Source organism: Hymenobacter glacialis, assembly GCF_001816165.1.
Taxonomy (GTDB): domain Bacteria; phylum Bacteroidota; class Bacteroidia; order Cytophagales; family Hymenobacteraceae; genus Hymenobacter; species Hymenobacter glacialis.
In genome coordinates this window covers 33,123-57,352 of the sequence record NZ_MDZC01000101.1, presented here as the reverse complement: position 1 = coordinate 57,352, position 24,230 = coordinate 33,123, and the positions used below count along the sequence as shown (strand labels likewise).

The 24,230-nt window shown below is 60.3% G+C and carries 19 protein-coding genes, 1 tRNA gene and 1 pseudogene; 9 read left to right on the top strand and 12 right to left on the bottom strand.

What is annotated here, in order from left to right:
• Positions 1–137 precede the first annotated feature (137 nt).
• The 10 genes from BEN48_RS15065 to BEN48_RS15025 all read right to left on the bottom strand — a co-directional run bounded on the left by BEN48_RS15065 (position 138) and on the right by BEN48_RS15025 (position 13,745).
• Positions 138–1,544, bottom strand: coding sequence for a serine hydrolase domain-containing protein (locus BEN48_RS15065; RefSeq protein WP_070735739.1), 1,407 nt, complete (start codon positions 1,542–1,544; stop codon positions 138–140).
• A 146-nt stretch (positions 1,545–1,690) separates the two neighbouring features.
• Positions 1,691–2,446, bottom strand: coding sequence for a carboxypeptidase regulatory-like domain-containing protein (locus tag BEN48_RS18290; RefSeq protein WP_125932677.1), 756 nt, complete (start codon positions 2,444–2,446; stop codon positions 1,691–1,693).
• Positions 2,447–2,671: 225 nt separating this feature from the next.
• Positions 2,672–3,370 carry a CoA transferase subunit A gene (locus BEN48_RS15060; protein ID WP_070735737.1) on the bottom strand — a complete coding sequence of 233 codons (699 nt, stop codon included), beginning with the start codon at positions 3,368–3,370 and terminating at the stop codon, positions 2,672–2,674.
• Between the two features lie 233 nt (positions 3,371–3,603).
• Positions 3,604–4,833, bottom strand: coding sequence for a carboxypeptidase-like regulatory domain-containing protein (locus BEN48_RS15055; RefSeq protein WP_083321102.1), 1,230 nt, complete (start codon positions 4,831–4,833; stop codon positions 3,604–3,606).
• A gap of 33 nt (positions 4,834–4,866) precedes the next feature.
• On the bottom strand, positions 4,867–5,814 hold the full coding sequence (locus BEN48_RS15050) for a bifunctional riboflavin kinase/FAD synthetase (RefSeq protein WP_070735733.1): 948 nt from the start codon (positions 5,812–5,814) through the stop codon (positions 4,867–4,869).
• A gap of 72 nt (positions 5,815–5,886) precedes the next feature.
• Complete coding sequence (gene truB, locus BEN48_RS15045; protein ID WP_083321101.1) at positions 5,887–6,738, bottom strand: tRNA pseudouridine(55) synthase TruB; 852 nt, start codon at positions 6,736–6,738, stop codon at positions 5,887–5,889.
• Positions 6,735–7,544: an undecaprenyl-diphosphate phosphatase gene (locus BEN48_RS15040; protein ID WP_070735731.1), complete on the bottom strand. Its 810-nt coding sequence runs from the start codon at positions 7,542–7,544 to the stop codon at positions 6,735–6,737. Before BEN48_RS15040 ends, truB begins: the two co-directional genes overlap by 4 nt.
• Positions 7,545–7,620: 76 nt before the next feature.
• Positions 7,621–7,935, bottom strand: a complete 315-nt coding sequence (locus BEN48_RS15035) for a DUF3098 domain-containing protein (RefSeq protein ID WP_083321100.1) — start codon at positions 7,933–7,935, stop codon at positions 7,621–7,623.
• Positions 7,936–8,029: 94 nt separating this feature from the next.
• On the bottom strand, positions 8,030–8,929 hold the full coding sequence (locus BEN48_RS15030; RefSeq protein ID WP_070735727.1) for a cell division protein FtsX: 900 nt from the start codon (positions 8,927–8,929) through the stop codon (positions 8,030–8,032).
• Positions 8,930–9,176: 247 nt separating this feature from the next.
• Positions 9,177–13,745: a translocation/assembly module TamB domain-containing protein gene (locus tag BEN48_RS15025; protein ID WP_070735724.1), complete on the bottom strand. Its 4,569-nt coding sequence runs from the start codon at positions 13,743–13,745 to the stop codon at positions 9,177–9,179.
• Between the two features lie 270 nt (positions 13,746–14,015).
• On the opposite strand from BEN48_RS15025, the gene tsaD reads away from it, so the two are divergent.
• The 6 genes from tsaD (at position 14,016) to BEN48_RS14995 (ending at position 18,858) form a co-directional block, all read left to right on the top strand.
• The gene (gene tsaD / locus BEN48_RS15020) at positions 14,016–15,029 is read left to right on the top strand and encodes a tRNA (adenosine(37)-N6)-threonylcarbamoyltransferase complex transferase subunit TsaD (protein WP_070735722.1); all 1,014 of its coding nucleotides are present in this window, start codon (positions 14,016–14,018) and stop codon (positions 15,027–15,029) included.
• A gap of 22 nt (positions 15,030–15,051) precedes the next feature.
• Positions 15,052–15,522 (top strand): thioesterase family protein, encoded by a 471-nt coding sequence (locus tag BEN48_RS15015; protein ID WP_070735720.1) that lies wholly within the window; start codon positions 15,052–15,054, stop codon positions 15,520–15,522.
• A 2-nt stretch (positions 15,523–15,524) separates the two neighbouring features.
• Complete coding sequence (gene smpB / locus BEN48_RS15010; protein WP_070735718.1) at positions 15,525–15,983, top strand: SsrA-binding protein SmpB; 459 nt, start codon at positions 15,525–15,527, stop codon at positions 15,981–15,983.
• Positions 15,984–16,315: 332 nt separating this feature from the next.
• Positions 16,316–17,107 carry a C40 family peptidase gene (locus BEN48_RS15005; protein ID WP_070735716.1) on the top strand — a complete coding sequence of 264 codons (792 nt, stop codon included), beginning with the start codon at positions 16,316–16,318 and terminating at the stop codon, positions 17,105–17,107.
• Positions 17,108–17,236: 129 nt separating this feature from the next.
• A complete protein-coding gene (locus BEN48_RS15000) occupies positions 17,237–17,731 on the top strand; it encodes an HNH endonuclease (protein ID WP_070735714.1) in 495 nt (164 codons plus the stop codon).
• A gap of 59 nt (positions 17,732–17,790) precedes the next feature.
• Positions 17,791–18,858 (top strand): fatty acid desaturase family protein, encoded by a 1,068-nt coding sequence (locus tag BEN48_RS14995; RefSeq protein WP_070735712.1) that lies wholly within the window; start codon positions 17,791–17,793, stop codon positions 18,856–18,858.
• Positions 18,859–18,966: 108 nt separating this feature from the next.
• Here the strand turns inward: BEN48_RS14995 and BEN48_RS14990 are convergent, their stop codons facing one another.
• Together BEN48_RS14990 and BEN48_RS14985 are read right to left on the bottom strand one after the other, a co-directional pair.
• Positions 18,967–19,776, bottom strand: a complete 810-nt coding sequence (locus tag BEN48_RS14990; protein ID WP_070735710.1) for an FkbM family methyltransferase — start codon at positions 19,774–19,776, stop codon at positions 18,967–18,969.
• 153 nt (positions 19,777–19,929) lie between these two features.
• The gene (locus BEN48_RS14985; protein ID WP_070735708.1) at positions 19,930–20,766 is read right to left on the bottom strand and encodes an alpha/beta fold hydrolase; all 837 of its coding nucleotides are present in this window, start codon (positions 20,764–20,766) and stop codon (positions 19,930–19,932) included.
• 136 nt (positions 20,767–20,902) lie between these two features.
• Here BEN48_RS14985 and BEN48_RS18860 point away from each other — a divergent pair, with 136 nt between their 5' ends.
• The 3 genes and pseudogenes from BEN48_RS18860 to BEN48_RS14975 all read left to right on the top strand — a co-directional run bounded on the left by BEN48_RS18860 (position 20,903) and on the right by BEN48_RS14975 (position 24,078).
• Entirely contained in the window at positions 20,903–21,421 is a 519-nt protein-coding gene (locus tag BEN48_RS18860; protein WP_125932675.1) for a hypothetical protein, read from the top strand.
• Positions 21,422–21,564: 143 nt separating this feature from the next.
• Positions 21,565–23,358 (top strand): annotated as a pseudogene (rpsA, locus tag BEN48_RS14980) (30S ribosomal protein S1); the annotation flags it as partial.
• 649 nt (positions 23,359–24,007) lie between these two features.
• A tRNA-Cys gene (locus BEN48_RS14975) sits at positions 24,008–24,078 on the top strand.
• Positions 24,079–24,230: the final 152 nt, after the last annotated feature.

The following is a 24,230-nucleotide window of genomic DNA, read 5'->3' as shown; positions in this document are numbered from 1 at the left end:
AATACAGGAAAGTCATGCTGAGCGGAACCGAAGCATCTCGCGTGCAATAGTAAATCAATCGAGAGAATAAAATTGATTAGTGATTGCAAGCGAGATGCTTCGGCTCCGCTCAGCATGACGGCATATGGAAGAGCAGGCTATTTGTTCCGTTCTGATACAAACGTCTGGTAAACGGCCGTTTTGAATTTGCTGGCCAGGTCACTGCTCGTGCTGTTGGGGTATTTCTGGGTGTAAATCAACGCCACTAACTTGGTTTTGGGGTCTACCCAGTACGTGGTGCCGAAAATGCCGCCCCATTCATAGGAGCCTTCGGAGGGGCCGGTGGGCTGCCGGGTCGCGTTTTGGGCGCTTACGATGCTGAAGCCCAGGCCGAACTTGTTGCCGCCCTGGCTCACCTCACCCATCTGGTTTTGCGTTATCAGGGCCACAGTGGCGGGTTTCAGCAGCTGGCGGCCGTTGTAGCGGCCATTGTCGAGCAGCATTTGCAGGAAGTGGGCGTAGTCGTCGATGGTGGACGACAGGCCCGCGCCGCCCGAAAAGTAGGTGCCGCCCAACGCCTTGGGGTAGTTCGGAAACATGCGGCCCTGGGGCGCCATGGGCACCGTTTGCTTATTGGCGTCCTCGGTCCAGAGCTCTGCCAGCCGCGCATGCTTGTCGGCGGGCAGGTAAAACCAGGTGTCTTCCATGCCCAGCGGCGCAAACAGGCGGGTGCGCAGGTACTGGTCCAGCGGCTGGCCCGAGAGCACCTCAATCAGCCGGCCCAGCACGTCCACGCTCAGCCCGTAGCTGAACCGCTCGCCCGGCTGGTGCATGAGCGGCAGCGCCCCCAGCGCGTCCATGGACTTTGCCAGCGAGCCCGCGGGCGTGCCAATGCCGCTCGGAATGCCCGCTTTGGCATAAATGGCCCGCGCCTCCTTGCTGCCAATCACCGGGTAGCTGATGCCCGAGGTGTGGGTGAATAGCTGCCGGATAGTGACTTCCCCCCTGGCCGGCACCGTGGTGTAAGTTGAGTCTTTTTCGTTGAAAGTAGCCAGCACTTTGGGGTTGCTAAAGGCCGGCAAATACTTTGAAATCGGTTCATCGAGCTGGAATTTGCCCTCGTCGTAAAGCAGCATCAGCCCAATGCTGGTGATGGCCTTGGTCTGGGAGGCAATGCGAAAAATGGCATCGGTGCGGAGCGGCGTTTGGGCAAACATGTCATCAACGCCGAAGGATTTGCGGTACACCACCTTGCCATCGCGCAGCACCAGTGCAATAGCGCCGGGCACGTGCTTGTCGTAGCGCCGGATTGAGCCAGCGGCTGTCGGCTTCGACAATGGGCCGTATGCGCCGCGTGCGCCCACATCGGCCGTGTACCGGGTCAGCAACTCATCAATGCGCTGGGCGCTGACTGGGTCTACGGTGGCGGGAGCGGCAGCCGGGGCCTTGGTGGGCGCGGCGGCTCGGGCGGCGGGCACCCGCCGGGACGGGGCCGCCACCTGGGCTGCCGCGCTGTAGCCGCTTAGCAGCAGCAGCAGCAGAAGCGCGGGAGACGTTTTTTTCATCGCTGGGTTTTAGAAGCGCAGCCTTTTCAATTGAAGCTGTTCAGAATGGCGGCTCAAGTAAAAAGGGCTTCTACCGCAGGTAAAGCGTGGGCCAGGCTCCTGCTACCCTCCTCGTGCGGGCCAGGCGACCTGCGGAGACTAGCCTGCTAAAAGTACGCATTTGCGAAGGTGCCACTGATGATTTTTTGCGCCCCAGAAGTTGCGTTTGTGCCAGTAAAGCTGAACGTGCCGGAAACAGAGCTTGGGAAGGGCGCCGTATTCTCTACCGCGGTAATGGTAAGCGTGCCACCCGCTGGAGCAGTGGATGGGGTAAGGCGGGAATCGAAAGCGCCTAAGCCCAGTTCATTAAAAACAGCATAGGTTGATGCGGTATTTAACGGATAAGTACCTACTCTCACGCTGTAAGGCATGGTTAGTGAAAGGCCATAAGTGGTTTCATCCGTTAGAACAATGGAGAATTTGTCAGGGCCAATCATGAGGTCCACTAGCGTGGGGCTAAACGCAATGCCGTTGGCGGTGAACGAAGCCGTGGACCGTACTGCTGTAACGGTAGGAACTACGGTAGTTTTGCCAGCTGTCACGGTCACGCTCTGCTGCCGTGGCCGCACATATCCTCGCTTTTGAACATAGTACAAACTATATGTACCGGCTGGTACGGTATTGAAGCTATAAGCTCCTTTGCTGTCGAGCGTAGCACTGGCAATATCCTGATGGCTCTTGTCATCAGTTAGTGAAACGCTCATCAAAGCATCAGCTGGCTGAACAAGGCCGGTGATGGATGGCCCAACCGGTGTTTCGACGGTGGGAGCGGGCGCGTCCTGTGCTTTCTTTGAGCAGGAGCTGCACAGTAAAACGGCGCCGATGGTAATGGATAACGAATTGGTAGATAGTCTTTTATTCATGACGGCGAAGAAAAGGTGAGTGCCAAATGCAAGCGTGAACGGCAAGGACTGCTTCCCAAAGTTGGGTAGGAGTTTGAGCGCCTGCAGCTTTGGCAAAGCTCGTCCAAATTCCCAACAAATTTCGTTAAGCTACGAGAACAGCATAGACGGAATGCTATAAAACGTGCTTTGTTGCCACCTGTTGCTTTAATAGCTTACTATGAAGGTCTTATGCGGCAAGCTGCTTTACCCTTGCCGCACGGTGCGCTGCTCGATGCGCTTCTCGTAGTGCTGGCCCTGGTAGATGCGCTGCACGAAGATGCCCGGCGTGTGGATTTCGTTGGGGTCGAGCTCGCCGGCTGGCACCAGCTCTTCCACTTCGGCCACTGTGATTTTGCCGGCCGTGGCCATCATAGGGTTGAAGTTGCGCGCCGTGCCCTTGTAAATCAAGTTGCCGGCGGTGTCGCCTTTCCAGGCTTTCACGAAAGCAAAATCGGCTACGAGGCCGGTTTCGAGCAAGTACATTTTGCCGTTGAACTCGCGGCTTTCCTTGCCTTCGCCCACTTCGGTGCCGTAGCCGGCGGGGGTGAAGAAGGCCGGAATGCCCGCGCCCCCTGCCCGGCAGCGCTCCGCCAGCGTGCCCTGCGGAATCAGCTCCACTTCCAGCTCGCCACTCAGCAGCTGGCGCTCAAACTCGGCGTTTTCGCCCACGTAGCTCGAAATCATCTTCTTCACCTGCTTGGTTTGCAGCAGCAGGCCGATGCCAAAATCATCGACGCCGGCGTTGTTCGAGATGCAGGTGAGGTTTTTGCTGCCCAGGCGAAGCAGCTCCTGAATCGAGTTTTCGGGAATGCCGCACAGGCCGAAGCCGCCGAGCATCAAAGTCATGCCATCGGCCATGCCCTGAAGGGCTTCCTGCACGTTGGATACGGTTTTGTTTATCATGGGTGGGATGGGGTGGGGCCGGGCACCGGAGGCGGCGGCAGGTAATTCACGGGTAAAAATTCACCCATTTTTTCGAACCTGCGGTAGCCGGTTCGGAACATAGCCCGCAAATGAACCTATTGACTGGCGATTAAGAGGCATCAAAGCCATCCGGTAGTCAGCCAACGGGGCTCGCACGCAGGCCGTAAAACCTGTGCGCGAGCCCCGCTGGCTGGCTATTGGGCGCTGGAGACTTATGGTTTTGCAGAAGCCGCCGGCAGGACGTAATCCACCGGCAAAAACTCGCCAATTCGTTCAAAGCCCCAGTATTCGCCATTTACTACTTCCAGCGGGTTCATAAGCGAACCGTTGGCCTGGATTTCGGCTTCGCCGTCTTCCAGGCGCAGGCGCGACACCTGCCGCTTGGCGGGGTAGGGCTTGCGGGTGGCCCCCAGCGGGAGCATGCGGCGGGTGTAGCGCGCATCCGGTGCCTCGCCAAAATAGGCCACCTGCAGCTCGCCGGTGAAGCGCAGAAAGGTGTGCTCCCCGTTGAGGGACACCCGCCGCAGGCTGTCGATGGGCCGGGGCGCGGGGTAGAGCGTGGCCAGCGTGGGCGTCACGCTCTGCCACCGGGCCAGGGAGTCTTTTTCGGCGCGGGTTAGGTTGCCGGCGGGGCGTCGCTGCAGGGCGCGGCGTTTGTTTTCTATGCGCCGAAAGTGGGGGTTGGGCGCCATCCGAATCTGCTGGGCCAGAAAGCCCTCGGCCTCGAGGCGGTCGTTGTACACGCTGCGCAGGAAGTGCATAAAGGAGCCCCGGTAGGCCGTGGCGCGGTTGGCGGCCCACTGCTGCTGCTGGCGCTCGTCGCGCGGGGTCATTTCCTCAAACACCGGCTCGCCGTAATACGACATCGTGCCGTCCGCTTTGTCGTAGCCGAATTCCAGGCCGTAATATTTCAGGCGGTAGCCCAGGGCCTCGTTGTCAATTTGCAGAAACTCCTTGGCGCGCGCCGTTAGCTCCCCGGTTTCCTCGTCAAGAAAGATGCGCACCTGGTCGGGGTTGCTGATGTAGCATTGCTCCGAAAAGCTGGTGCCGCCCAAAAACAGGGTGGTGAACTGCCGCAGCTCATCTGGCTTGTTGGGCTCAGGTTTCACCACCACCTCGCCCAGCTGGTTGCCCGTCGAGGCCAGCTCCAGCGTTACCTGCTGGGGTGCAGCGGTCATGGTCACCGACTTTTTGGACAGGCTGTAGCCCACGTAGGAGCCTACCACGTCGTAGGTGCCGGCTGGCACCTTGGCAAACTCAAACCTGCCCTGCTCGGTGGTGGTCACGCCCAGGGTGGTATTGGCCAGAAAAACGCTGGCAAAAGCCAGCGGCTCGTGCGTGGCCGAGTCCTGCACCACGCCGCTGATCTTGCCCTGCGCCTGCGCAGTACCCATGGTCAGCATCCAGCCGCAGCCTACCAACAATAAGCGTAAGTATCTCATATCAAACAAAATAGTGAAAAGTAAGACGCAAGGCTAGGCCAATGCCAGCCGCGTGGCCTGTGCGTCTAACGATAATTGTGCCGTTAGCGCGTCCAGGCCGTTGTATTTTTCTTCGCTCCGCAGCCACGCCACAAATTCCAGCGTGAGCAGCTGGTCATACAAATCCCCGTCGAAATCCAGCAGGTTCACCTCCACGGTCTGGGCCAGGTCCTGGCCAATGGTGGGCCGCACGCCGATGCTGAGCATGGCCGGGTGCCGGGTGCCCGCCGCCGTAGTGGCCCACACCGCGTAAATGCCCTGGGCGGGCACCAGCTTCAGCGGCTCGGTGGTGGCCAGGTTGGCGGTGGGGTAGCCTATGGTGCGCCCCAGTTTCTGGCCGTGCACCACCAGGCCCGTGAGTGGGTAGTGGTAGCCGAGGTAGCGGTTGGCGGTGGCAATGTCGCCCTGGCGCAGCGCCTGCCGGATGCGGGTGCTGCTCACGCCCACGGCATCTACGTCTTCGCGCTTAATTTCTTCCACCGCCAGGCCATAGCGCGCAGCGTGCTGGGTGAGGTAGTCGAAGCCGCCTTCGCGGTTTTTGCCAAAGCGGTGGTCGTAGCCGATAACCAATTGCTTGGCGCCCACCGTTTTCAGCAGCAGGTTCTGGATGTACTCCTCCGAGGTCCACTGCGCAAACTCCCGGGTGAAGGGCACTATCAGCAGGTAGTCGACCCCGAAGCCGGCGAGGCGCTCAATCCGCTCGTCCAGGGTGTTGAGCAGCTGCAGCTCCAGCAGTTCCGGGTGCGAAGGGGGCGGCCCCAGCACCAGCCGCGGGTGCGGCCAGTAGGTGATGACCACCGACGGCCCGCCGCTGGCCCGGGCCACCTCGCGCAACCGGCCCAAAATACGCTGGTGCCCCACGTGCACGCCATCAAACGTGCCGCTGGTGACCACGGCATTGCCAAGAAACGGAAACTGGGCCGGGTCGCGGATGACGTGCATGGGGCGCCGGAAATTGCGGATGAAATAAGTGGAAACGCCGCGAAGGTAGCGGTGAACGGTGCGCTGGCCGCGCTAGTCGGGGGAGGTGGCGGGCGGTGCAGGGGCCTCGCCCGCGTTGGCTTCCTGGTTGTGCTGGGCGGCCAGGGCATCGGCTTGCAGGGCGGCGTAGTACTGCAGGCCGGCCCGGTTGGGCGCCGTGCGGGGCCGCTCGATGCGGGAGCGGGCTTCGCCTTCGGCCCGTGGCGGGCGCATGGCCTCAATGGCTTCCAGCGAAAATGCGTCTTCCACCCGATACGCGCCAATGCGGGTGCGCACCAGGCGCGTAAGATGGGCGCCGCAGCCCAGGGCCAGGCCCAGGTCGCGCGCCAGGCTGCGGATGTACGTGCCCTTGGAGCACACCACCCGGAAGTCGATTTCGGGCAGCGCGATGCGCGTCAGCTCAAACGTTTTTATCTCCACGGTCTTGGCCTTGATTTCGGCCTCCTGACCGGTGCGGGCCAGCTCGTAGGCGCGCTTGCCGTCAATTTTCACGGCCGAAAACAGAGGCGGCGTTTGCTGAATAACGCCCACGAAGGGCAGCGTGGCGGCCAGAATCTCGTCGTTGGTGAGGTGGGCGTAGGGGCGGGCCATGTCCACGGCGGTTTCCAGGTCGAAGCTGGGCGTGGTTTCGCCCAGGCGGAAGGTGCCGGTGTACTCTTTTTCCTGGGCCTGAATCAGGTCAATTTCCTTGGTTTTCTTGCCCGTGCAGAGAATAAGCAGGCCGGTGGCCAGGGGGTCGAGGGTGCCGGCGTGGCCTATTTTCTTGATGCGCAGCGCATTCTTCACCTTGCGCACCACGTCGAACGACGTCCAGGTGAGGGGCTTGTCCAGCAACAGGACTTCGCCAGCTTCAAAGTCGTAATCGGCTAGGGTTTTCTCGCTCATACCAACTGTAAATTAATTCCCAACCCCAACATAAGCAGCAACAGGCCACCCACTACAATGCGGTAGATGCCAAAGGCCCGGAAGCCGTATTTCGTGACGAACCCCACGAACAGCCGAATGGCCAGCAACGCCACCACAAAGGCCACCGCATTGCCAAACAGCAGCTGCTTCACTTCTTCCATGGATAGGCCGGTGCTGCTCTCCTTGTAGAAATCGTACAGGTCTTTGGCCGCAGCGGCGGCCATGGTGGGCATGGCCAGAAAAAAGGCAAACTCGGCCGCAGCGCGGCGTGTGAGCTTCTGGGTGAGGCCGCCAATGATGGTGGCGGCCGAGCGGCTCACGCCCGGCACCACGGCCAGGCACTGAAACACGCCGATAACAAACGCCTGCCGCCAGCCCGGATTCGTCACGGGGCGGCCGCCTTCGTTGGGGTCTTCCTGCGGAAACCACCGGTCGATAAATACCAGCACCACCCCGCCAAACAGCAGCATGAACGCCACCACTGCCACCGATTCGAGCAGCGCATCAATATGCTTTTTCAGCAGCAGGCCCACCACCACCACCGGCAGAAAGGCCACCAGCAGTTTAAGGTAGAAATCGATGCTTTGAAAAAAGCGGCGCCAGTACACCGCAAACACCGACAGGATAGCCCCGAGCTGAATGACCACTAAATACAGCTTGGTAAACGGCGTGGCTGGAATGCCCAACATGGCCGAGGCAATAATCATGTGCCCGGTGCTGGAAACGGGCAAAAACTCAGTAATACCCTCAACAACGGCGAGGAGAAACGCGTCCCAATAAGTCATTCGTAACGGTAAGTGGGTAGTGGTTTAATGGTTGGTGGTGGGGCTATGCCACTCATCACCAACTGCCAACCACTGGTTAAAGGCGCTTGTAGGCCGGAGCGGCTACCGGAGCTGCAACGGGTGCAGTAGTCGCAACCGGGGTGCTCAGGGGAGCCACTGGCGCAGCGGGAGCTACCACTAGGCTCTTGTCGCGCACCATAATAGCGGCAAACTCCACGCAGAAACCCGCCACCAGCAGCAACGGCCCCAGCGTGATGCCCACAAAGTCTTCGCCGTAGTTTTCCTTGTCGCCAAACATCATCGTGATGAAGCCAGCGGCCAGCAGGGCCAGGCCAATCCACATCAGGCGGTAGTTGCGAGGACCAAAAGCGAAGCGCGGGGCAGGAGTCATAGTAATGATTAGTGATTAATGGTCAGTGGTTAGTGGCTGTCGATTGTTGGGTGGAAAGTGGATTAACCACTAACCGCTAATCATTCACCACTATTTAATACAGGTCGTCGAGCGACATCTTGAGGTACTTTTGCACGGCGCGGGCCGAGCTGAAAAAGCCGATGACCACGCCCAGGCCCACCACCCCAAGAAGGAGCAGAGCCAGGCGGAAATCGTCGCGCAGGAGCCGCAGGGGTTCCACTTCCAGGTAAGCGTATTGCAGCAGCGCCACCAGCAGCAGGGCCGCCAGCAAGCCGCTGGCCAGCCCCTGCCACGTGGCCCGCCGCAAAAACGGCTGCTGAATAAAGAACCGCGTGGCGCCCACCAGTTGCATGGACCGGATAAGGAAACGCTGCGAAAACAGCGCCAGCTTGATGGTATTGTTTATCAGAATGACCACCACCAATACCAGTACCGCTGCAAAGCCCAGCAGCACCAGGCTCACCCGCGTGAGGTTGTTGTTGATGCTCGTGAACAGGTCTTGCGGGTACTGCACCTCGAACACGCCGCGCTGGCTGCCAATGCTTTGCTCCAGCTGGCGCAGGTGCAGGGTGTCGGTGTATTCGGGCTTGATTTTGAGCACGTAGGCGTCGCGCAGGGGGTTGTCGCCCAGGAACTGGCGGAAGTCTTCGCCGGTGCTTTGCAGCAGCTGGCGGGCGCCTTCCTCCTTGCTCACAAACCGAATTTGGGGCTTGCCGTTGCGTTCGGCCACAAACGGCTGCTGGCCCAGGTCCTGCTGCAGGCGCAGCAATTCCGTTTCGGGCAGCTCCCGGTCGAGGTACACCTGCACCTCCAGGTTCTCGCGCACCACCTCCGACAGCTTCTGGGCATGAATCAGGAGCAAGCCAAATAGCCCAATGACCACCAGCGACAGCGTGATGCTGAATACCACCAGCAACGTGGGGTAAGAGCCGAGCTTTTTCTTGCGGGAACCAGGGGTAGTGGGGGTAGCCATATCGGGCAAAGGTAGCAAACGAGGCTAGTAGAACGACAATGCCCTGCCTTAGCTGGGGAGGAGATGCCAAACCGCAGGGTTGGCTGGGGTGGTTGCAATCGTTGCACGATGGCCGAATACGGAATATGCCGCCGTTCACCACCAGTTGTGGGTCCGTTTTATAACGCACCCACCCGTCCCCGTTTTTACTGCGAAAATACACCCTTCCTTTGCCAAGGAGGGGCATTGGCCATCACCTTTCACAGCCTTACAGATTCGTGCGCGGGTCCTCGTCCACGGTCAGCACTTCCCGGCCTTCGCGGGCCTTTTGCGTGTTGCGCTCCTTTTTCTTGGGATTCTTGCGGGAGAATAATTCGCTGAAGGAGTCGAACTGTTCGGTGTGCAGCAGCGAGAGGCCCGCGCGGGGCTGGTTCACGGTTTCCAGGTCGCGGGGCGTGGTTTCGTAGCGCAGCTTGGTGCGGAACTTGCCGTCGGGGCGCAGGTAGTATTCCAGGCTCAGGTCGCCGAGCAGAGAGGCCTGGCCGGCCTGGTTGCCGGTGCCGGGCAGCCCGGGGCTGTTTACCACGTTGGGGTTGCTGGTGAAACCGCCCTCGCGGGTCACGCGCAGGCGTCCGTTCAGGAAGGAGTAGCTCAGCCGCACCTGCAGGGCCTGGAGCTGCTCGGCGGACAGACCGTTGATGTTGAAGTCGATTTCCAGGTTCTGGTCAATCTGCGAGGTGAGCAGGCCCAGCTGCGTGCTCAGAATCTGGCCCAGGCTGTTCTGTACCGTGTTGTTCTGGCCCTGAATGGAAATGGTGTTGCCGAACGACCCCAGCGGCGAAAGCTGCTTGAACACCAGCAGGCTGAATACCTGGCGGTTCAGCTCCTGCTCGTCGTTGCGAATCGAGGAAATGAAGTTGGCGAGCAACGCCTGCAGGGTGCCCGGCGCGTCGTTGAACTCCAGTCCCAGCCGAATGGCTGGCAGCAACAGGGGGCCGGTCAGGTTCATCACCGCCGTCACGGGCACCACCGCCGCACTGCTCGCCAGGCCCACGCCCAGCACCGGCGCCAGCGACGTGCGCTGGGTGTAGGTAGCCGTCACGTTCATTTCGCCGGCCAGCGGGTCGCCGTTCCAGGAAATAACGCCGCCCGGCCGTACCACAAACTCCTTGTTAATCAGACCCTGCAGCGTGAAGTTGTACGCCCCGCGCACAATCTCCACCTGCCCGAACATGTTGAATTCGCCCCGCGTGTCGATGGCCATGCGCAACTGACCGGCGCCGGCTCCCCGAATCACGTCGCCGGTGCTTTCGTCCAGCAATATTTCCAGGTAGGCGTCCGGCGTAATGGTCAGGTTCATGTTGAGCCGCAGGCCCGACAGGTCGATTTTTTCCTGCACGGCCACCGTATTGGCCTTTTTGGTGATGACCGTGTCGCCCAGCGGGTTGTTGTTCACAAACTTGATGTAGCCCGCTTTCTGGGCCCGTGCCGCGTTGTCGAGGGGCAGCGATATGCGCGTGCCCGACTCGCTGGTGGCCCGCACCGTGATATCCAGGTCGTTGGTGGGGCCCGAAACGCTGGCCGTGCCCGTGGCATAGGCCGTGCCGAAGTACAGCTCGTTGTCCTTACGCGTGGTATTGAGCACCTGCATCTTACGGAAGCTGGCCGCAATGTCCAGGCTCATGTCCTTGAAGCCGCGGTGCCGCACAATGCCGTCCACGGTGCCGACGTTGCCCAGCACGTCGCGCAGCTGAATGTTGCGGAACTCTATGGACTTGTTGGTGAAGGTGATGCGGTCCGAAAAAGTGTAGGTAGTGCCCAGATATCCGAAGGTGAGCCGTCCATTGCTCACATCCACGCGCCCCAGCAGGTTGGGCGCGTCAAACCTGCCCGTGAGGCGCAGCTCGCCCCGGCCCGTGCCGCCCAGGTTCTTAAACAGCGACCCCAGAAAAGGCTGGGCCAGCACCACGGGCGCATCGTTGAGCGTGCCCGTGAGGTTGAACTGGTTGGTGGGGTCATTCGGGGCGATGTCGCCGAGCACCGTGAGCACCGACTGGCCGGCGCGGGCCACGTCCATGTTCAGGCGCAGTTTGCCGGCGGCGTTGTCCCAGTTGCCGCTACCGGCCACCTGCCCAATGAGCGTGCCGTCGTAGGTGAGCGAGTCAACGCCCAGCGTGCTGTTGATAGCCAGCGGGCCGTACACGCCGGTCACCGTGCCCAGGGCATTCACGCGGCCACTGAGGCGCTGCCCGGTGAGGGCGTTGAGCGTGGCCAGCTCAAAGTCTTTCACCTGCAGCTGCAGCGGCGGCTTGTTGGCATTGGGCGAAATAAAGCCCTGGGCCCCCACAAACTGCACCCCGTTGCTGAAGGTCAGGTTTTGAATGTCAAACTCGCGGCCGTAGTCGGAAATCCGAATGGAGTTATCGGCGGCAATGGTCCAGTCCTTATCCAGCAGGTGCAGGCCCGACTGGCGGAACACCACCTCCACCGCCCGCGGCAAAAAGGCCAGCGACCCGTTGATGGTGGCCTTGTTGGTGGTGCCCGTCTGGGCCAGCGACGTGGAGAAGTTGATGCGCTCCTGGTCCCACACGCCCTCCATAAAGAACTTTTCGGTGCGGCCCAGCGTGGGCAGCACCTGGCTTGCGCTCGTCACGCTGGCCTGGGCCAGAATGTCGGGCTTATAGGGCAGCTTCGACGTCAGAAAGTCAAAGTCGGTGTTCACCGTTTGCACCGGGCCGTAGCGCAGGCTATCGAGGTGCCCGCCCATCTGGAAAATGGAGGTTTCGCCGTTGCGGAACGAGCCATCGAAGCGGCTGCCGTTGGCCACGCGCAGCTCCGGCACAAAGAGCGCCAGCGCCGGGTTGGGCCGTTTCAGGTTCACCGCAAACTCTATCTGGTAAACGGGCAGGGCGCGCTGTCGCTTGCGGAGGTAGTAGTTGGCCGTAGCGGCGTCGTTGCTTTCGAAGTTGAGGCGGTACTCGGTGAGCAGCGTCTGCACGTCGCGCACCACGTCCGAGGTGTTGAAGGCGCCAGCCACGCGGGCATCCACGGCTTCGGAGCGCACGGTCACGGTGCGCTGGTTGCGGCTGTTGCGGGTGCTCACCACGTCCAGCGTGTCGAGCCGCAGCTTGCGGCCATCCAGTGTAAAAGTGGAGTTGCGCAGGTAAGCGTGGCCGATAAGCGAGTCGAGCTGCACGCCTTTAAACTGAACTTCGGCGGTGGTGGCCACAGTGAGCCGCTGGTCCAGCAGGCCCAGCGTGCGCAGGTCGGCCCGCGCTATCCGGGTCTTGATGTTGATGTCCTGATGCGCCCGGTCTAGGTCCACGCGGCCATTGGCCACCAGCTGCACGGCTGGGTCGTTGATGCTTATCCGCCCTTCAAACACCTGCTTGTAGAACTCGCCGTTGAACGCCACGTTGCGGTAGCGGTAGCCCTTCAGCCACACGCTGGGCACCAGCACCGTGGCCGCCCCCCGGGCATAGGGCGGCACGAAGCCCACGCCCGCCACGCGGCCGTTCATCGTAATGTCGCGCACCACGCTTTCATCTCCCAGAAACTTGCCCAGCTCAAAGGCCCTGGTACGCACCGTGCCCGCATACACGGCGTGCAAGAGGTCGGTTTTGGTCTTGAGGTTCACGTCGGTAGCCACGTAACCCAGGGCGGTATTGAAGGAGGCGTTGGCCACAAAGTCGTTGTAGAAGCCCAGCACCTGGCCTTCCAGCTTCACCCGGCCCAGGCGCTGCACAATCTTGTTGGCCGACGCGGGCAGCCACTTTTTCAGGTCGCTGGCCAGCACCACCGAAGGCAGCAGGCGCAGGTCAATAAAGCTCTCCTTGTAGTTGGGCAGGTTGTCGGCGTGGGCGCGCCGGGCCACCAGGTGGGTGCCCTTGCCGTAGCGCAGGTCCAGGTTGTTTACCTTGAAGTCGCGCACGTAGCCCGAGGCCTCGCCCGAAATCACTATCGACTCGTGCAGGGTGGCCAGCTGCGGGGCAAATTTGGCAATGTCATCAGTAAAAACCCGGGAGCCACGCAGCCGCGTGATGGTCTTCATCGAGTCGTTGTAGTCCGTGAAGTTGCTGAACACGCGGAACTCAAAACGCAGGTAGTCTTTGATTTGGCTGCGGCCCACGCGCAAGCTCAGGTCCTTAAATTCCCAGAAATGCGGCCCGTACTTCATGTCGGCCGTGATTTCCCGCAGCCGCGTTTGCGAGGGCGTTTCCACCGCGTGCAAGTCCTGGATGCGCAGAGCCAGCGTATCGCCCAGCCGAATATTGGAGACATCGGCGTAAATGCTGTCCACCACCATGTGGGCGTAGTCAATGCTTTGGCCGTAGGTTTTGGCACGGGGCTGGTCGGCTTTCTCAATGGCAAAGTGCCCGTTGCGCAGGGCCACATTGGCGATTTTGAAGTCAAAAGGAGCCGATTTGGTCGTGTCCGAAGGCCCCATCAGCCGCTTCACCGCCGCCGTAAACTGGTTAAACGTGGTGGTGTCGGGCTGGCCGGGCAGGTTTTTGAGCACAAACCGCGGCTCGTTCAGCGTGAGGGTGGCAATGTGCAGGTGCCGCGGGTCAAAAATCGAAAACAGCGAAATATCCGCGTCGGCCCGGCCAATGCTGAACAGCTCGCCGCCGCGGCGGTCCAGCACGCGCACGCCCTCCAGCAGCACGCTGGAAAAGGGCCTGATGTTCACCCGCCCAATCGTGACGGTCTGGCCCAGCTTCCGTGTCAGCACTTCGGCCGCCTGCCGGGCCAGCTTGGTTTGCACGCTGGGCACCCGCAAGGCCACCAAGGCCCCCACCACCGCCAACACCACCACCAGCCCGAGACCGAGGAGCACTTTTAGCAGAACGGAGAAGAAACGACGCACCGGGGTAGGGGAGAATTAGGCGGAAAACGCAAGGCAATCCGCAAAGTTGCGGTTTTTTAGCCGTTTGCAGCACGCGCATGGCCCTGCACCCAACCATCAAGCCAAGGCAACGGCTGCCGGGCAGCGCGGGTTCAACTCCTTCGACCAGCTCCCGACGCCCGGGTTTACCTTTGCATCAGCAAAAATCGGCCCGCCGAAATCTTTTTTTGCGCTCCTTATTAAGATAAAGCATCACACCCAATGCCCGCTCACCCCATTATTCTGGCCATCGAATCTTCCTGCGACGACACCGGCGCGGCCGTGCTGGCCGGCGGCCAGCTGCTGAGCAACGTGGTGGCCACCCAAAAAGTACACGAGCAATACGGCGGCGTGGTGCCCGAACTGGCCTCCCGCGCCCACCAGCAGCACCTGCTGCCCGTGGTCACGGCCGCGCTCCGGGAAGCCGGCCTCACCACCGCCGACCTCGACGCCGTGGCCGTGACCCAGGGCCCCGGCCTGCTCGGCTCCTTATTAGTAGGCGGCATGTTTGCCAAGACCCTAGCGCTGGCGCTCGGCAAGCCGCTGCTGGCCGTGAACCACATGCGCGCCCACATTTTGGCGCATTTTCTGCGCGACCCCAAGCCCGGTTTCCCCTTTCTCTGCCTCACGGTGAGCGGCGGCCACACCCAGCTGGTGGTGGTAAAGTCGGCGCTGGAAATGGAAATTCTGGGCCAGACCATCGACGACGCGGCCGGCGAGGCCTTCGACAAAACCGCCAAGCTGCTGGGCCTGCCGTACCCCGGCGGCCCCCACCTCGACAAGCTGGCCCGCGCCGGCAACCCCGCCCGCTTTGCCTTCCCCGTGGGTGCCATGCCGGGCTACGATTTCTCCTTCAGCGGCCTCAAAACGTCGGTGCTCTATTTCCTGAAAAAGGAAACCGCGGCCAACCCCGATTTCGTGGCCGAAAACCTGGCCGACCTCTGCGCCAGCATTCAGCACACCATCGTGGCCACGCTGCTGCGCCAGCTCCGCCGCGCTGCCGCCGACACGGGCCTCACGCAAGTGGCCCTGGCCGGCGGCGTGGCCGCCAACTCCGGCCTGCGCACCGCCCTGCAGGCCGAGGCCGTAGCCCAGGGCTGGGAGGTGTTCATTCCGGATTTTGCTTTTTGCACCGATAACGCCGCCATGGTGGCCATGACCGCGCATTTCCAGTTCGAAGCCGGCGACTTTGCCACCCAGCTCACCAGCCCCGACCCGCGCCTGAAACTGACCTAGCTGACAGCTTGCTGCAAAAAAAATGACCAACCCTTTCCTGCCCGGCGCCACCAAAACACACCGCTACACGGTGCAGCCCAAGGACTTTGCCGGATTTGGGCCCGAAGCCGGCGGGCTTGTGCACGCCGTGCTCAGCACCTTTGCCCTGGGCCGCGAGATGGAATGGGCCGCCCGCCTCTTTGTGTTGGAAATGAAAGAGGCCGAGGAAGAGGGCATCGGCACGGCGCTGGCCATTCGGCACCACGCGCCTGCCTTTGCCGGTGAAACCCTCGTCCTGACGGCTACCTTTGACGCCCTCGATGGCGCAAATTTGCGTTGCGCCGTAGAAGCCCGGGTGGGGCCGCGCCTCGTGGCCACCGGCCACACCGGGCAGCGCATCGTGTCGCGGGCCCGGCTGGCGGCCCGCTTTGCCGCGCTGCAAGCCGAAGCTGCCCTACCACAACCTCCTGCCGCTGGCCCCACTACGGGTAGCGAGCCACCGACAACCAAGTAAGCATGGCCAAAGACGATAAACCTGTCATCATCAACATCAAAAACCGCCGCGCCAGCCACGAATACACCTTCCTGGCCAAGTACGACGCGGGCGTGATGCTGCAAGGCACCGAAATTAAAAGCATCCGCGAAGGCAACGTGAACCTGACCGATGGCTACTGCCTGTTCCACACCGACGGCAGCCTTTGGATTCACTCCATCCGCATTGCCCCCTATTCCTTAGGTACATACAACAACCACGACGCCATGCGCGAGCGCAAGCTCCTGCTCAACAAGCGCGAGCTGAAGCAGCTGGCCGGCAAAGCCGTGGACCAGGGCCTCACCATCATCCCGCTGCGCCTGTTCGTGACGGACCGCGGCTTCGCCAAAATCGAAATTGCCCTCGCCCAGGGCAAAAAGCTATTCGATAAACGCAACGACCTCAAAGAGAAAGCCCAAAAGCGCGACATGGAACGGATGTAATTTAAATGTGAGGATGCGATAGATGTGAGAATGTGGGAAAAGTGGAATAAGGCTCTTTCGTACTGGCCCAGCAGTAACCGTATTCGATTCGGGCCTACTGGTCTGACCGCCCCAGGCGGTCCGACCGGTTGAAGCACCAGCAATTTCGGTCTGACGACAACCGGTCAGACGCCTGGGGCAGTCAGACCAGAGCATACGCTTACTTCTGCATTCGTACTTTAAGGAAGCCTCATTCAAAGCAACAGTAGCATCTTTGTACTCTGTGGAAGTTTGAGTTAGGCAGAATTCTCACATCTTCCACATTCCCATATCCCTTACATTTCCACATTATTTTGAATCCCGGTATTTGCGCCCTGAGCGCTGTCCCCGTCCGCGCCGAGCCTAACGACCGGGCCGAGCTCGTTACCCAACTCCTGTTTGGCGAGTGCTACCAGATTCTGGTGACCCAGGAAAGCTGGCTCCAGGTGCAGCTGGCTGCCGACGACTACGTGGGCTGGATTGATACAAAGCAGCACACGCCCGTCACAACCGAGTACTATGCCGCCTGGTGCGCCCAAGACCACCCCCGCGCCCTCGATGTGGTGCAGGCCGTGAGCGACGCCACCACCAAAATTCCCCTCACACTGGGCTGCCGCCTGCCGTTTTTCGACGGCATGAACGTGCGCGTGGGCGAGCGCAGCTACTTTTTCAACGGCACGGCCACCAACCCCGCCGCCGCCCCCGACGTGGCGCGCCAGGCCGCCCTGCTGCGCAAAATGGCCCTCATGTACCTGAAAGCGCCCTACGTGTGGGGCGGCAAAAGCGTGTTCGGCCTCGACTGCTCCGGCCTGTGCCAGCAGCTTTACGGCCTGGTGGGCATCCAGCTCCCGCGCGATGCCCGCCAGCAGATTGACCACGGCCGCCCCGTGCATTTCGTGACGCAGGCCCAACCCGGCGACCTCGCCTTCTTCGACAACGCCGAAGGCCGCATCGTGCACGTGGGCATGGTGATGGGCGAGGGCCAAATCCTACATGCCCACGGCGAAGTGCGCCTCGACCCGCTCGACCACAACGGCATCTACAACCGCGACCGGCAGCGCTACTCGCACAAGCTGCGCCTGCTCAAGCGTCTGCTGCCTGAGTAGGAGGGCAGTGAAATCAGGATTATGACCGTTCTTTACCGTGCCCGTACCGTGTGAACTTAACCCCAGAGCGCTTGTTTATACGCTTGGAAACCGCTAGCTTTCGGCGGGTTATCCGAGCCCCAAGCGTGTATGGACCAAAAAGTATTAGTGCTGAATGGCGACTATACCGCCATCACCCTGTGTAGCGTGCAGAAGGCGTTTGTGCTCCTTTTTCTCGACAAAGCGGAAATGGTAGCCAAGTCGGAGCAGGGCGTGCTGCGCACCATTTCCCACGCCTACCCCAAGCCGAGCATCATCCGGCTGCAGCGCTACGTGCGCGTGCCCTACAAGGGCATTGCCCTCAGCCGCCACAATATTTTCAAGCGCGACCATTTCGAGTGCCAGTACTGCGGCTCAACCAAAAACCTGACCCTCGACCACGTGGTGCCGCGCTCCCGCGGCGGCGAGTCGAGCTGGACTAACCTGCTCACGGCCTGCGCTCGCTGCAACCACGCCAAGGGCCACCACACGCCCAACGAGGCCGGCCTCACCATCCGGCAGCCGCCGAAGAAACCCACGCTGGCCGGCTTCCTGAAGCTCTCGGCCGGTACCATCGACCACAACTGGCACGCTTATTTAAACTAAGTTGAACCATGGGGGGTTGGGGCGGGGTAACTTTGCAGCCCGTTTCAAAAATCCCACTCATGGCCTTGCCCAAATTCGCAGCAACGCGTTCCTTTCATACCGAGCTTAGAACACGTATTAATCAGTACTTCGAGGAGACCGGCCGGCCGATGACGGGCGATGGCAGCCTTCTGTTTAAGGGCGTGTTGCTGGTGAGTACGCTGGTGGCGCTGTACGTGCACCTTGTGTTCTTTACGCCCGCTGTGGGCTGGGCCCTGCTCGAATGCACCTTGCTTGGCTGCGTAATTGCCGCTACGGGCTTCAACGTGATGCACGACGGCTCCCACGGCAGTTTCTCCCGCTTTCCTTGGATGAACAAAGTGGCCGCTTACACCTTGGGCGTGATGGGCGGCAGTCCCTACATGTGGAACTCCAAGCACAACCTCATCCACCACACCTACACCAACATTGAGGGCCACGACGACGATATCGACGTGAAGCCCTGGATGCGCATGACCCCCGACCAGCCCAAGCACGCGCTGCACCGCTACCAGCACTTCTACTTCTGGGCGCTCTACTGCCTGCTCTACATCTCCTGGGTGTTCGCCATGGACTACCAGAAGTACTTCACGCGTCAAATCGGGGCCATTGGCCTCAAGCCCATGAACGCGGGCGAGCACGTCAGCTTCTGGGGTTTTAAAGTTCTGAATCTGTTGCTTTTCGTAGCGCTACCCATCTACATGGTCGGCTTCCTGCCCTGGCTGGTGGGCTTCTTTCTGAGCATGGCCGTAGCCGGATTTGTGCTGAGCATGGTGTTCCAGCTGGCCCACACCGTGGAAGACGCCGCCTTCCCCGTTCCCCACGAAACCACCGGCAAGCTGGAAGACGAGTGGGCCATCCACCAGGTACGTACCACGGCTAACTTCGCCACCGACAACAAGGTAATCAGCTGGTTGGTAGGCGGGCTCAATTTTCAGATTGAGCACCACCTGTTCCCCAAAATCTCGCACGTGCATTACCCCGCCATCAGCAAAATCGTGCAGCAAGTGTGCGATGAGTTCGACGTGAAGTACAACAACTACGCCCGCACCCGCTCGGCCATCGCCTCGCACGTAGGCTTCCTCCGCCAGATGGGCCGCGCGGCCTAGCCGAGTCAGTCTCCAATCGGAGTAACGAAGACCTCAGTCGAGCCATTACGGGTTCGGCTGAGGTCTTTGTCGTAAAAGACCTGCGGGTATACATCAAAAGCAGTCGTGCTAAGCCGGCGAAAGCCGCGGGTTGCGCGCAACAAACAACCCAGTGTCGGGGTGTCGGCCTGCGGCTTGCTCCCACGTAAAACCCTGCGCCAGCACCGCCCGCCGCACCGCCACCTGGCTGGCTTTGGAATGGATTTCAATCAGCAGCGTCCCCACCTGCGCCAACCAGTCGGTGGGGCCCGCAAACACCTGTTGCTCGTAGTCCTCGATGTCGATTTTCAACAAGTCAACCCACGTCAATTGCTGCGTTTGCAGTAGCGTACGCATCGAAATGGCCGCTACTTCCGTGGTGCCCGCCCCGGTGCTGATGTTGGCGTTGTACCCCTGCGGGCTCGCGTCAATGCGCAGGGTGCCATCGGTGGGGGAGAGGGCTGCCTGTACCGTCACGGCCGGGGTGCCGCGCAGGTTGGCTTGCAGCAGCTGGAAATTGGCCGCTTCGGGCTCCACGCAAATAAGCCGGGTAACCGGAAACCGCTGCAGAAAAAACAAGGCCGCCAAGCCCACGTTTGCGCCCACGTCCACCACCGTGCGAAACTGGCCGTTGCGCAGCGCCGGCAAATCGTAGGACCGCTGCCAGAATACCTCGTAGAGAATGCTCAGGTCGCCGGCGTGGGTTCGCAGCGCAGTAGCAAGCGGCGCATTGGGCAAAGCCAGCCGGTACTGGGTAGCCGCTGCTTTCTGCGCGGAAGTGGGGGCGGGGCCACGCTGGCCGGCCGCTTTGGTTTGCAGCACCAATTGCAGGAAAGTGCCCGGCGTACGAGCAATCTGGCGGCAAAAGGAGAGCTTGGCCAGGGTGGAAGCAAGGCTCATGGAGTAGCTGATGGGTCGACGCCAATAGGCAAGACGCCAAAGCTAACGCCGGATTTCGGGTGTCGGCAGCATGGCAGCTCGCACACGGCCCCACAAAGAAGCGCCCCGACGGGAATTGCTTCTCATCGGGGCGCTTTGTTACAACTGCCGCAGCTACCTCCCGGCGAAAGCCAGCAAGTCGGTCGTCAGTTGGTCTTTGTCGGTGAAGAACAGGCCGTGGGGTGCGCCTTTGTACACCTTCAGCTCGGCCTGCGGAATCATCTTAGCCGTGCGCTCGCCGCTGGCCTCAAATGGCACTGTCGCGTCGGCGTCGCCGTGAATTACCAGCGTGGGCACCTGAATGCCCTGCAGGTCGGCCCGGAAATCGGTGGCGCTAAAGGCCTTTACACAGTCACTGGTGGCATTCGGTGCCGCCAATGACGTTACGGTGAAGTTCCAGTCCAGCACGGCCTGGCTCACGGGGTGGCTTATCATGCCCACGCCGTAGAAGCTCTTGGCGAAGGTCTGCAGAAAGTCGAACCGGTCCTTCTTCAGGCCGTCCTGCATGCCGTCGAATACCGACTGGGGCACACCTTCGGGGTTGTTGTCTGTTTTCAGCATAAACGGCGTCACGGCACTTACAAACGCCACGCGGGCAATGCGGGCGTCGCCGTAGGTGCCCAGGTAGCGGGCTATTTCGCCGCCGCCCATCGAGAAGCCTACCAGCGTCACATTATTTAGGTCCAGCTCTTCGAGCAAAGCGTTGAGGTCGGCGGCCATGGTGTCGTAGTCGTAGCCCGTCCAGGGGCGCGAGGAGCGGCCGAAACCGCGGCGGTCGTAGGCAATAACGCGCAAGCCGCCCTTGGCCAGTGCTATGGCCTGATGCTCCCACATGGTGTGGTCCAGCGGCCAGCCGTGGATGAGCACCACCGGGTTGCCCTGGCCCCAGTCTTCGTAGAAAATTTGCACCGGATGCCCGGCCGTGTCGTTGCCCGCTTTGATATAGGCCATGAGTAGAGGAGTTTTTCGTGAATTAACTCATTGGCTTACTCTCTGCTGTTGCATCAAGTTGCGCACCGTAGTGTTAAGATTATGGCTTCCAGACATAGATTGCAGCAATAACCAAGGTCGATAAACCGTACCCACATTGAAAAAGATTATTGCAATGGTCCTGCTACTGGGAGCAATGGGCTTTGTATTACTCTCGCTCGCAATGGATGTCAGCTATGACCCAGGTTCGCCTCAGTCCTCCACCTCAATTGCAGAGGCGCAAAGGCGTGAGACGCTGATTGCTGAGTTAACGCCTAGTAAACGTGGTTTCAGCGTTGCGAGAACTACAGGAAAATTGAAGCAGGTCTGGATTGAAAGAAACTGGGGTTACCAACCACATGGATTGTTAGACCGACTGATGGATGTGCATCCAACCACGCTTCTACCTGGCCAAGCGCTGGTCATCACATTTGAGGGCGATAGCAGTATCGAAAATCATTTCGTCCAGTGGGAATTTGCGGTAACTGGTGGTGAGGGTGGAAGTTTTGGAGGCGCAAGTCAAGCTATTTGGTTAGAAGACAGTGCTTCAATTCCAACCAAGCTCCTGGTTCTAGAAAGGACAGGACCTCATAATTCTCAAAGCTCAACCGTCGATAGTATAACATTACGGCGTTAGCAAAACCGCCCCAAATCCCGTACCTTTGCGGCCCTGCCAGGGTGGCGGGCTTTGCTGCACAACGGCAAGGTGTTCAATAAGAACCGCGTAAGGGCCCGGGCATCGGCCGCTACGTTTATCCAAGAGGTGCCCAACAGCTATTTATGGCAGATTTGATTGACGATTTTGATTGGGACAACGTAGGAGCCACCGGCTTCGGCGGTAACTATTCGGCCGACCAGCGCGCCGAAATGGAGCAGATGTACGGCGACACGCTGACCACTGTTCAGGAGGAAGAAGTAGTGACGGGTACCGTAGTTGGCATCACCGACCGCGACGTAATCCTGAACATCGGCTTCAAATCCGATGGTCTGGTGTCGATTACTGAATTCCGCGACCTGCCCGATTTGAAAATCGGCGACACGGTAGAGGTATTCATCGAAGACCAGGAAGATGCCAACGGCCAGCTCATCCTGAGCCGTAAGAAAGCTAAAATCAAGCAGGCTTGGAAGGCTATTTACGATGCCCTCGAGTTGGACACCATCCTCGAAGGCGTAGTGAAGCGTCGCACCAAAGGCGGCCTCATCATGGAGCTCGACGGCGTAGAAGCCTTCCTGCCCGGCTCGCAAATCGACGTGAAGCCTATCCGCGACTTCGACATTTATGTTGGCCGTCGCATGGAAGTGAAAGTTGTGAAAATCAACTCCGCTTTCGACAACGTCGTGGTTTCGCACAAAGTACTCATCGAGAAAGACCTCGAGAAGCAGCGTGAGGCTATCCTGAACAACCTTGAGAAAGGCCAGATTCTGGAAGGCAACATCAAGAACATGACCAACTTTGGTGTGTTTATCGACCTCGGCGGTGTCGACGGTCTGCTGCACATCACGGACATCTCGTGGGGCCGCATCGCTCACCCGAGCGAAGTACTCCAGTTGGACCAGAAGCTGAACATCGTGGTACTGGACTTCGACGAAGCCAAGAAGCGTATCAGCCTCGGCCTGAAGCAGCTCACTCCCCACCCATGGGATTCGCTGCCCGCCGACCTGCAGCCCGGCTCCAAAGTATCGGGCCGCATCGTGAACGTGGCCGACTACGGCGCTTTCATGGAAGTGGTACCCGGTGTGGAAGGCCTCATCCACGTGTCGGAAATGAGCTGGAGCCAGCACCTGCGCAACCCGCAGGACTTCATCAAGCAGGGCGACACGGTAGAAGCGCAGATTCTGACGCTCGACCGCGAAGACCGCAAGATGAGCCTCGGCATCAAGCAACTGACCGAAGACCCCTGGACGCGTGGCGACTTCGGCGACAAGTACGCCGTGGGCAGCAAGCACAGCGGCCTCGTGCGCAACCTGACCAACTTCGGCCTGTTCGTTGAGCTGGAAGAAGGTGTGGACGGCCTCGTGCACGTTTCGGACCTGTCGTGGACCAAGAAAATCAAGCACCCATCGGAAATGGTGAAGGTGGGCGACAAGCTGGACGTGGTAGTGTTGGAGCTGGACCTGGGCGCCCGTCGCCTGGCCCTGGGCCACAAGCAGCTGGAAGAAAACCCCTGGGATACGTTCCAGTCGGTGTTCACCCCCGGCTCGGTACACCGTGCTACCATTACCGAGAAGTCGGAGCGTGGCGCAGTACTCGAATTGCCTTACGGCATCGAGGGCTTCGCATACCCCAAGTCTCTGGTGAAAGAGGACGGCAGCAACGCCGAGAACGGCGAAGCGCTGGACTTCCGCGTAACGGAATTCTCGAAGGACGACCGTCGCATTGTACTCTCGCACACGGCCATCTTCAACAAAGAAGCCGCTGCTGAGGACGACAGCCGCAATGCCAAGTTCAAGAAGAAGACCAACACCAAGAGCGGTGAAACGCAGGGTGAAGGCAAAATCAGCGACCTGAAGAAGACCGAAGAGAAGTCGACTTTGGGCGACCTTGACGCGCTGAGCGCCCTGCGCGACCAGATGATGGGCAACGAGCGCAAGGCTGGTGAGCAGAAGCTGAAAGCTGCTGCCGCTACCAAGCCCGCCACCGAGCCCGCTGTAGCCGACCAAACGTCGGTAGCTGCTAAGAAAGCTGCCAAGGTTCCCGCTGCTGGTCCCGACAACGCTCAGGCCCTGGCCGACGGCGCGGCTACCCCAGAGGCTGCCGCTCAGGCTGCTGCCACCATCGAGGGTACTGCTCCTGCTGCTGAGGCTCCTGCTGCCAAGAAAGCCGCTCCCCCTGCTGAGGCAGAAGGTGGTTTGCTCGCTGGCATCACCGGTGCCGCTGCTGCCGCTCTCGACAAAGTGAAAGAAGTGGCCGCTGACGCTGCCGAAGCCGTTTCGCACAACGAGACCTTCGACAAAGTGAAGCACGCTGCCTCCGACGCTGTGGATGCCGTGACCCACTCGGAAGCTTTCACCAAAGCTTCGGAAGTAGCCGGCGACCTGGTTGAGAAAGCCAAAGGCCTGGTTGCCGGCGACGACGCCGACAAAAAGGACGAGGAAACCAAAGCCTAGTGCCTGGTTGTGAGTAGAGAAGAGCCCCGGCCGCAACGCCGGGGCTTTTTTTGTGCTGTTGCCTTGCCTACCCCAAACCGGCTGCTTACCTTTGCGCTCCCAAAAGACCACTACTGGTGACGTGACCGAGTGGCTAGGTAGAGGTCTGCAAAACCTCCTACGGCGGTTCGAATCCGCCCGTCACCTCTGATTAGTTTTGAAAAAGCCCCGTTTGCCGATTGGCAAACGGGGCTTTTTTTTTAAGCTCAAGCAATGATTCGCGGGTTTTAGCTGGCTTGTGCCTAAATTTAGCAGCCAAGCCATATCCTCTTACGTAGGGGATTCTAAACGTTCTTTTT

What these genes read in the sequence shown, in the direction of transcription:
- smpB (WP_070735718.1), top strand. Translation starts at nt 15,525, where the DNA reads ATGGCCAAAGACGATAAACCTGTCATCATCAACATCAAAAACCGCCGC.
- BEN48_RS15000 (WP_070735714.1), top strand. Translation starts at nt 17,237, where the DNA reads ATGGACCAAAAAGTATTAGTGCTGAATGGCGACTATACCGCCATCACC.
- BEN48_RS15055 (WP_083321102.1), bottom strand. Translation starts at nt 4,833, where the DNA reads ATGAGATACTTACGCTTATTGTTGGTAGGCTGCGGCTGGATGCTGACC.
- BEN48_RS15060 (WP_070735737.1), bottom strand. Translation starts at nt 3,370, where the DNA reads ATGATAAACAAAACCGTATCCAACGTGCAGGAAGCCCTTCAGGGCATG.
- truB (WP_083321101.1), bottom strand. Translation starts at nt 6,738, where the DNA reads ATGAGCGAGAAAACCCTAGCCGATTACGACTTTGAAGCTGGCGAAGTC.
- BEN48_RS15030 (WP_070735727.1), bottom strand. Translation starts at nt 8,929, where the DNA reads ATGGCTACCCCCACTACCCCTGGTTCCCGCAAGAAAAAGCTCGGCTCT.
- BEN48_RS15065 (WP_070735739.1), bottom strand. Translation starts at nt 1,544, where the DNA reads ATGAAAAAAACGTCTCCCGCGCTTCTGCTGCTGCTGCTGCTAAGCGGC.
- BEN48_RS14990 (WP_070735710.1), bottom strand. Translation starts at nt 19,776, where the DNA reads ATGAGCCTTGCTTCCACCCTGGCCAAGCTCTCCTTTTGCCGCCAGATT.
- BEN48_RS14995 (WP_070735712.1), top strand. Translation starts at nt 17,791, where the DNA reads ATGGCCTTGCCCAAATTCGCAGCAACGCGTTCCTTTCATACCGAGCTT.
- BEN48_RS18290 (WP_125932677.1), bottom strand. Translation starts at nt 2,446, where the DNA reads ATGAATAAAAGACTATCTACCAATTCGTTATCCATTACCATCGGCGCC.
- tsaD (WP_070735722.1), top strand. Translation starts at nt 14,016, where the DNA reads ATGCCCGCTCACCCCATTATTCTGGCCATCGAATCTTCCTGCGACGAC.
- BEN48_RS15035 (WP_083321100.1), bottom strand. Translation starts at nt 7,935, where the DNA reads ATGACTCCTGCCCCGCGCTTCGCTTTTGGTCCTCGCAACTACCGCCTG.
- BEN48_RS15050 (WP_070735733.1), bottom strand. Translation starts at nt 5,814, where the DNA reads ATGCACGTCATCCGCGACCCGGCCCAGTTTCCGTTTCTTGGCAATGCC.
- BEN48_RS15015 (WP_070735720.1), top strand. Translation starts at nt 15,052, where the DNA reads ATGACCAACCCTTTCCTGCCCGGCGCCACCAAAACACACCGCTACACG.
- BEN48_RS14985 (WP_070735708.1), bottom strand. Translation starts at nt 20,766, where the DNA reads ATGGCCTATATCAAAGCGGGCAACGACACGGCCGGGCATCCGGTGCAA.
- BEN48_RS15040 (WP_070735731.1), bottom strand. Translation starts at nt 7,544, where the DNA reads ATGACTTATTGGGACGCGTTTCTCCTCGCCGTTGTTGAGGGTATTACT.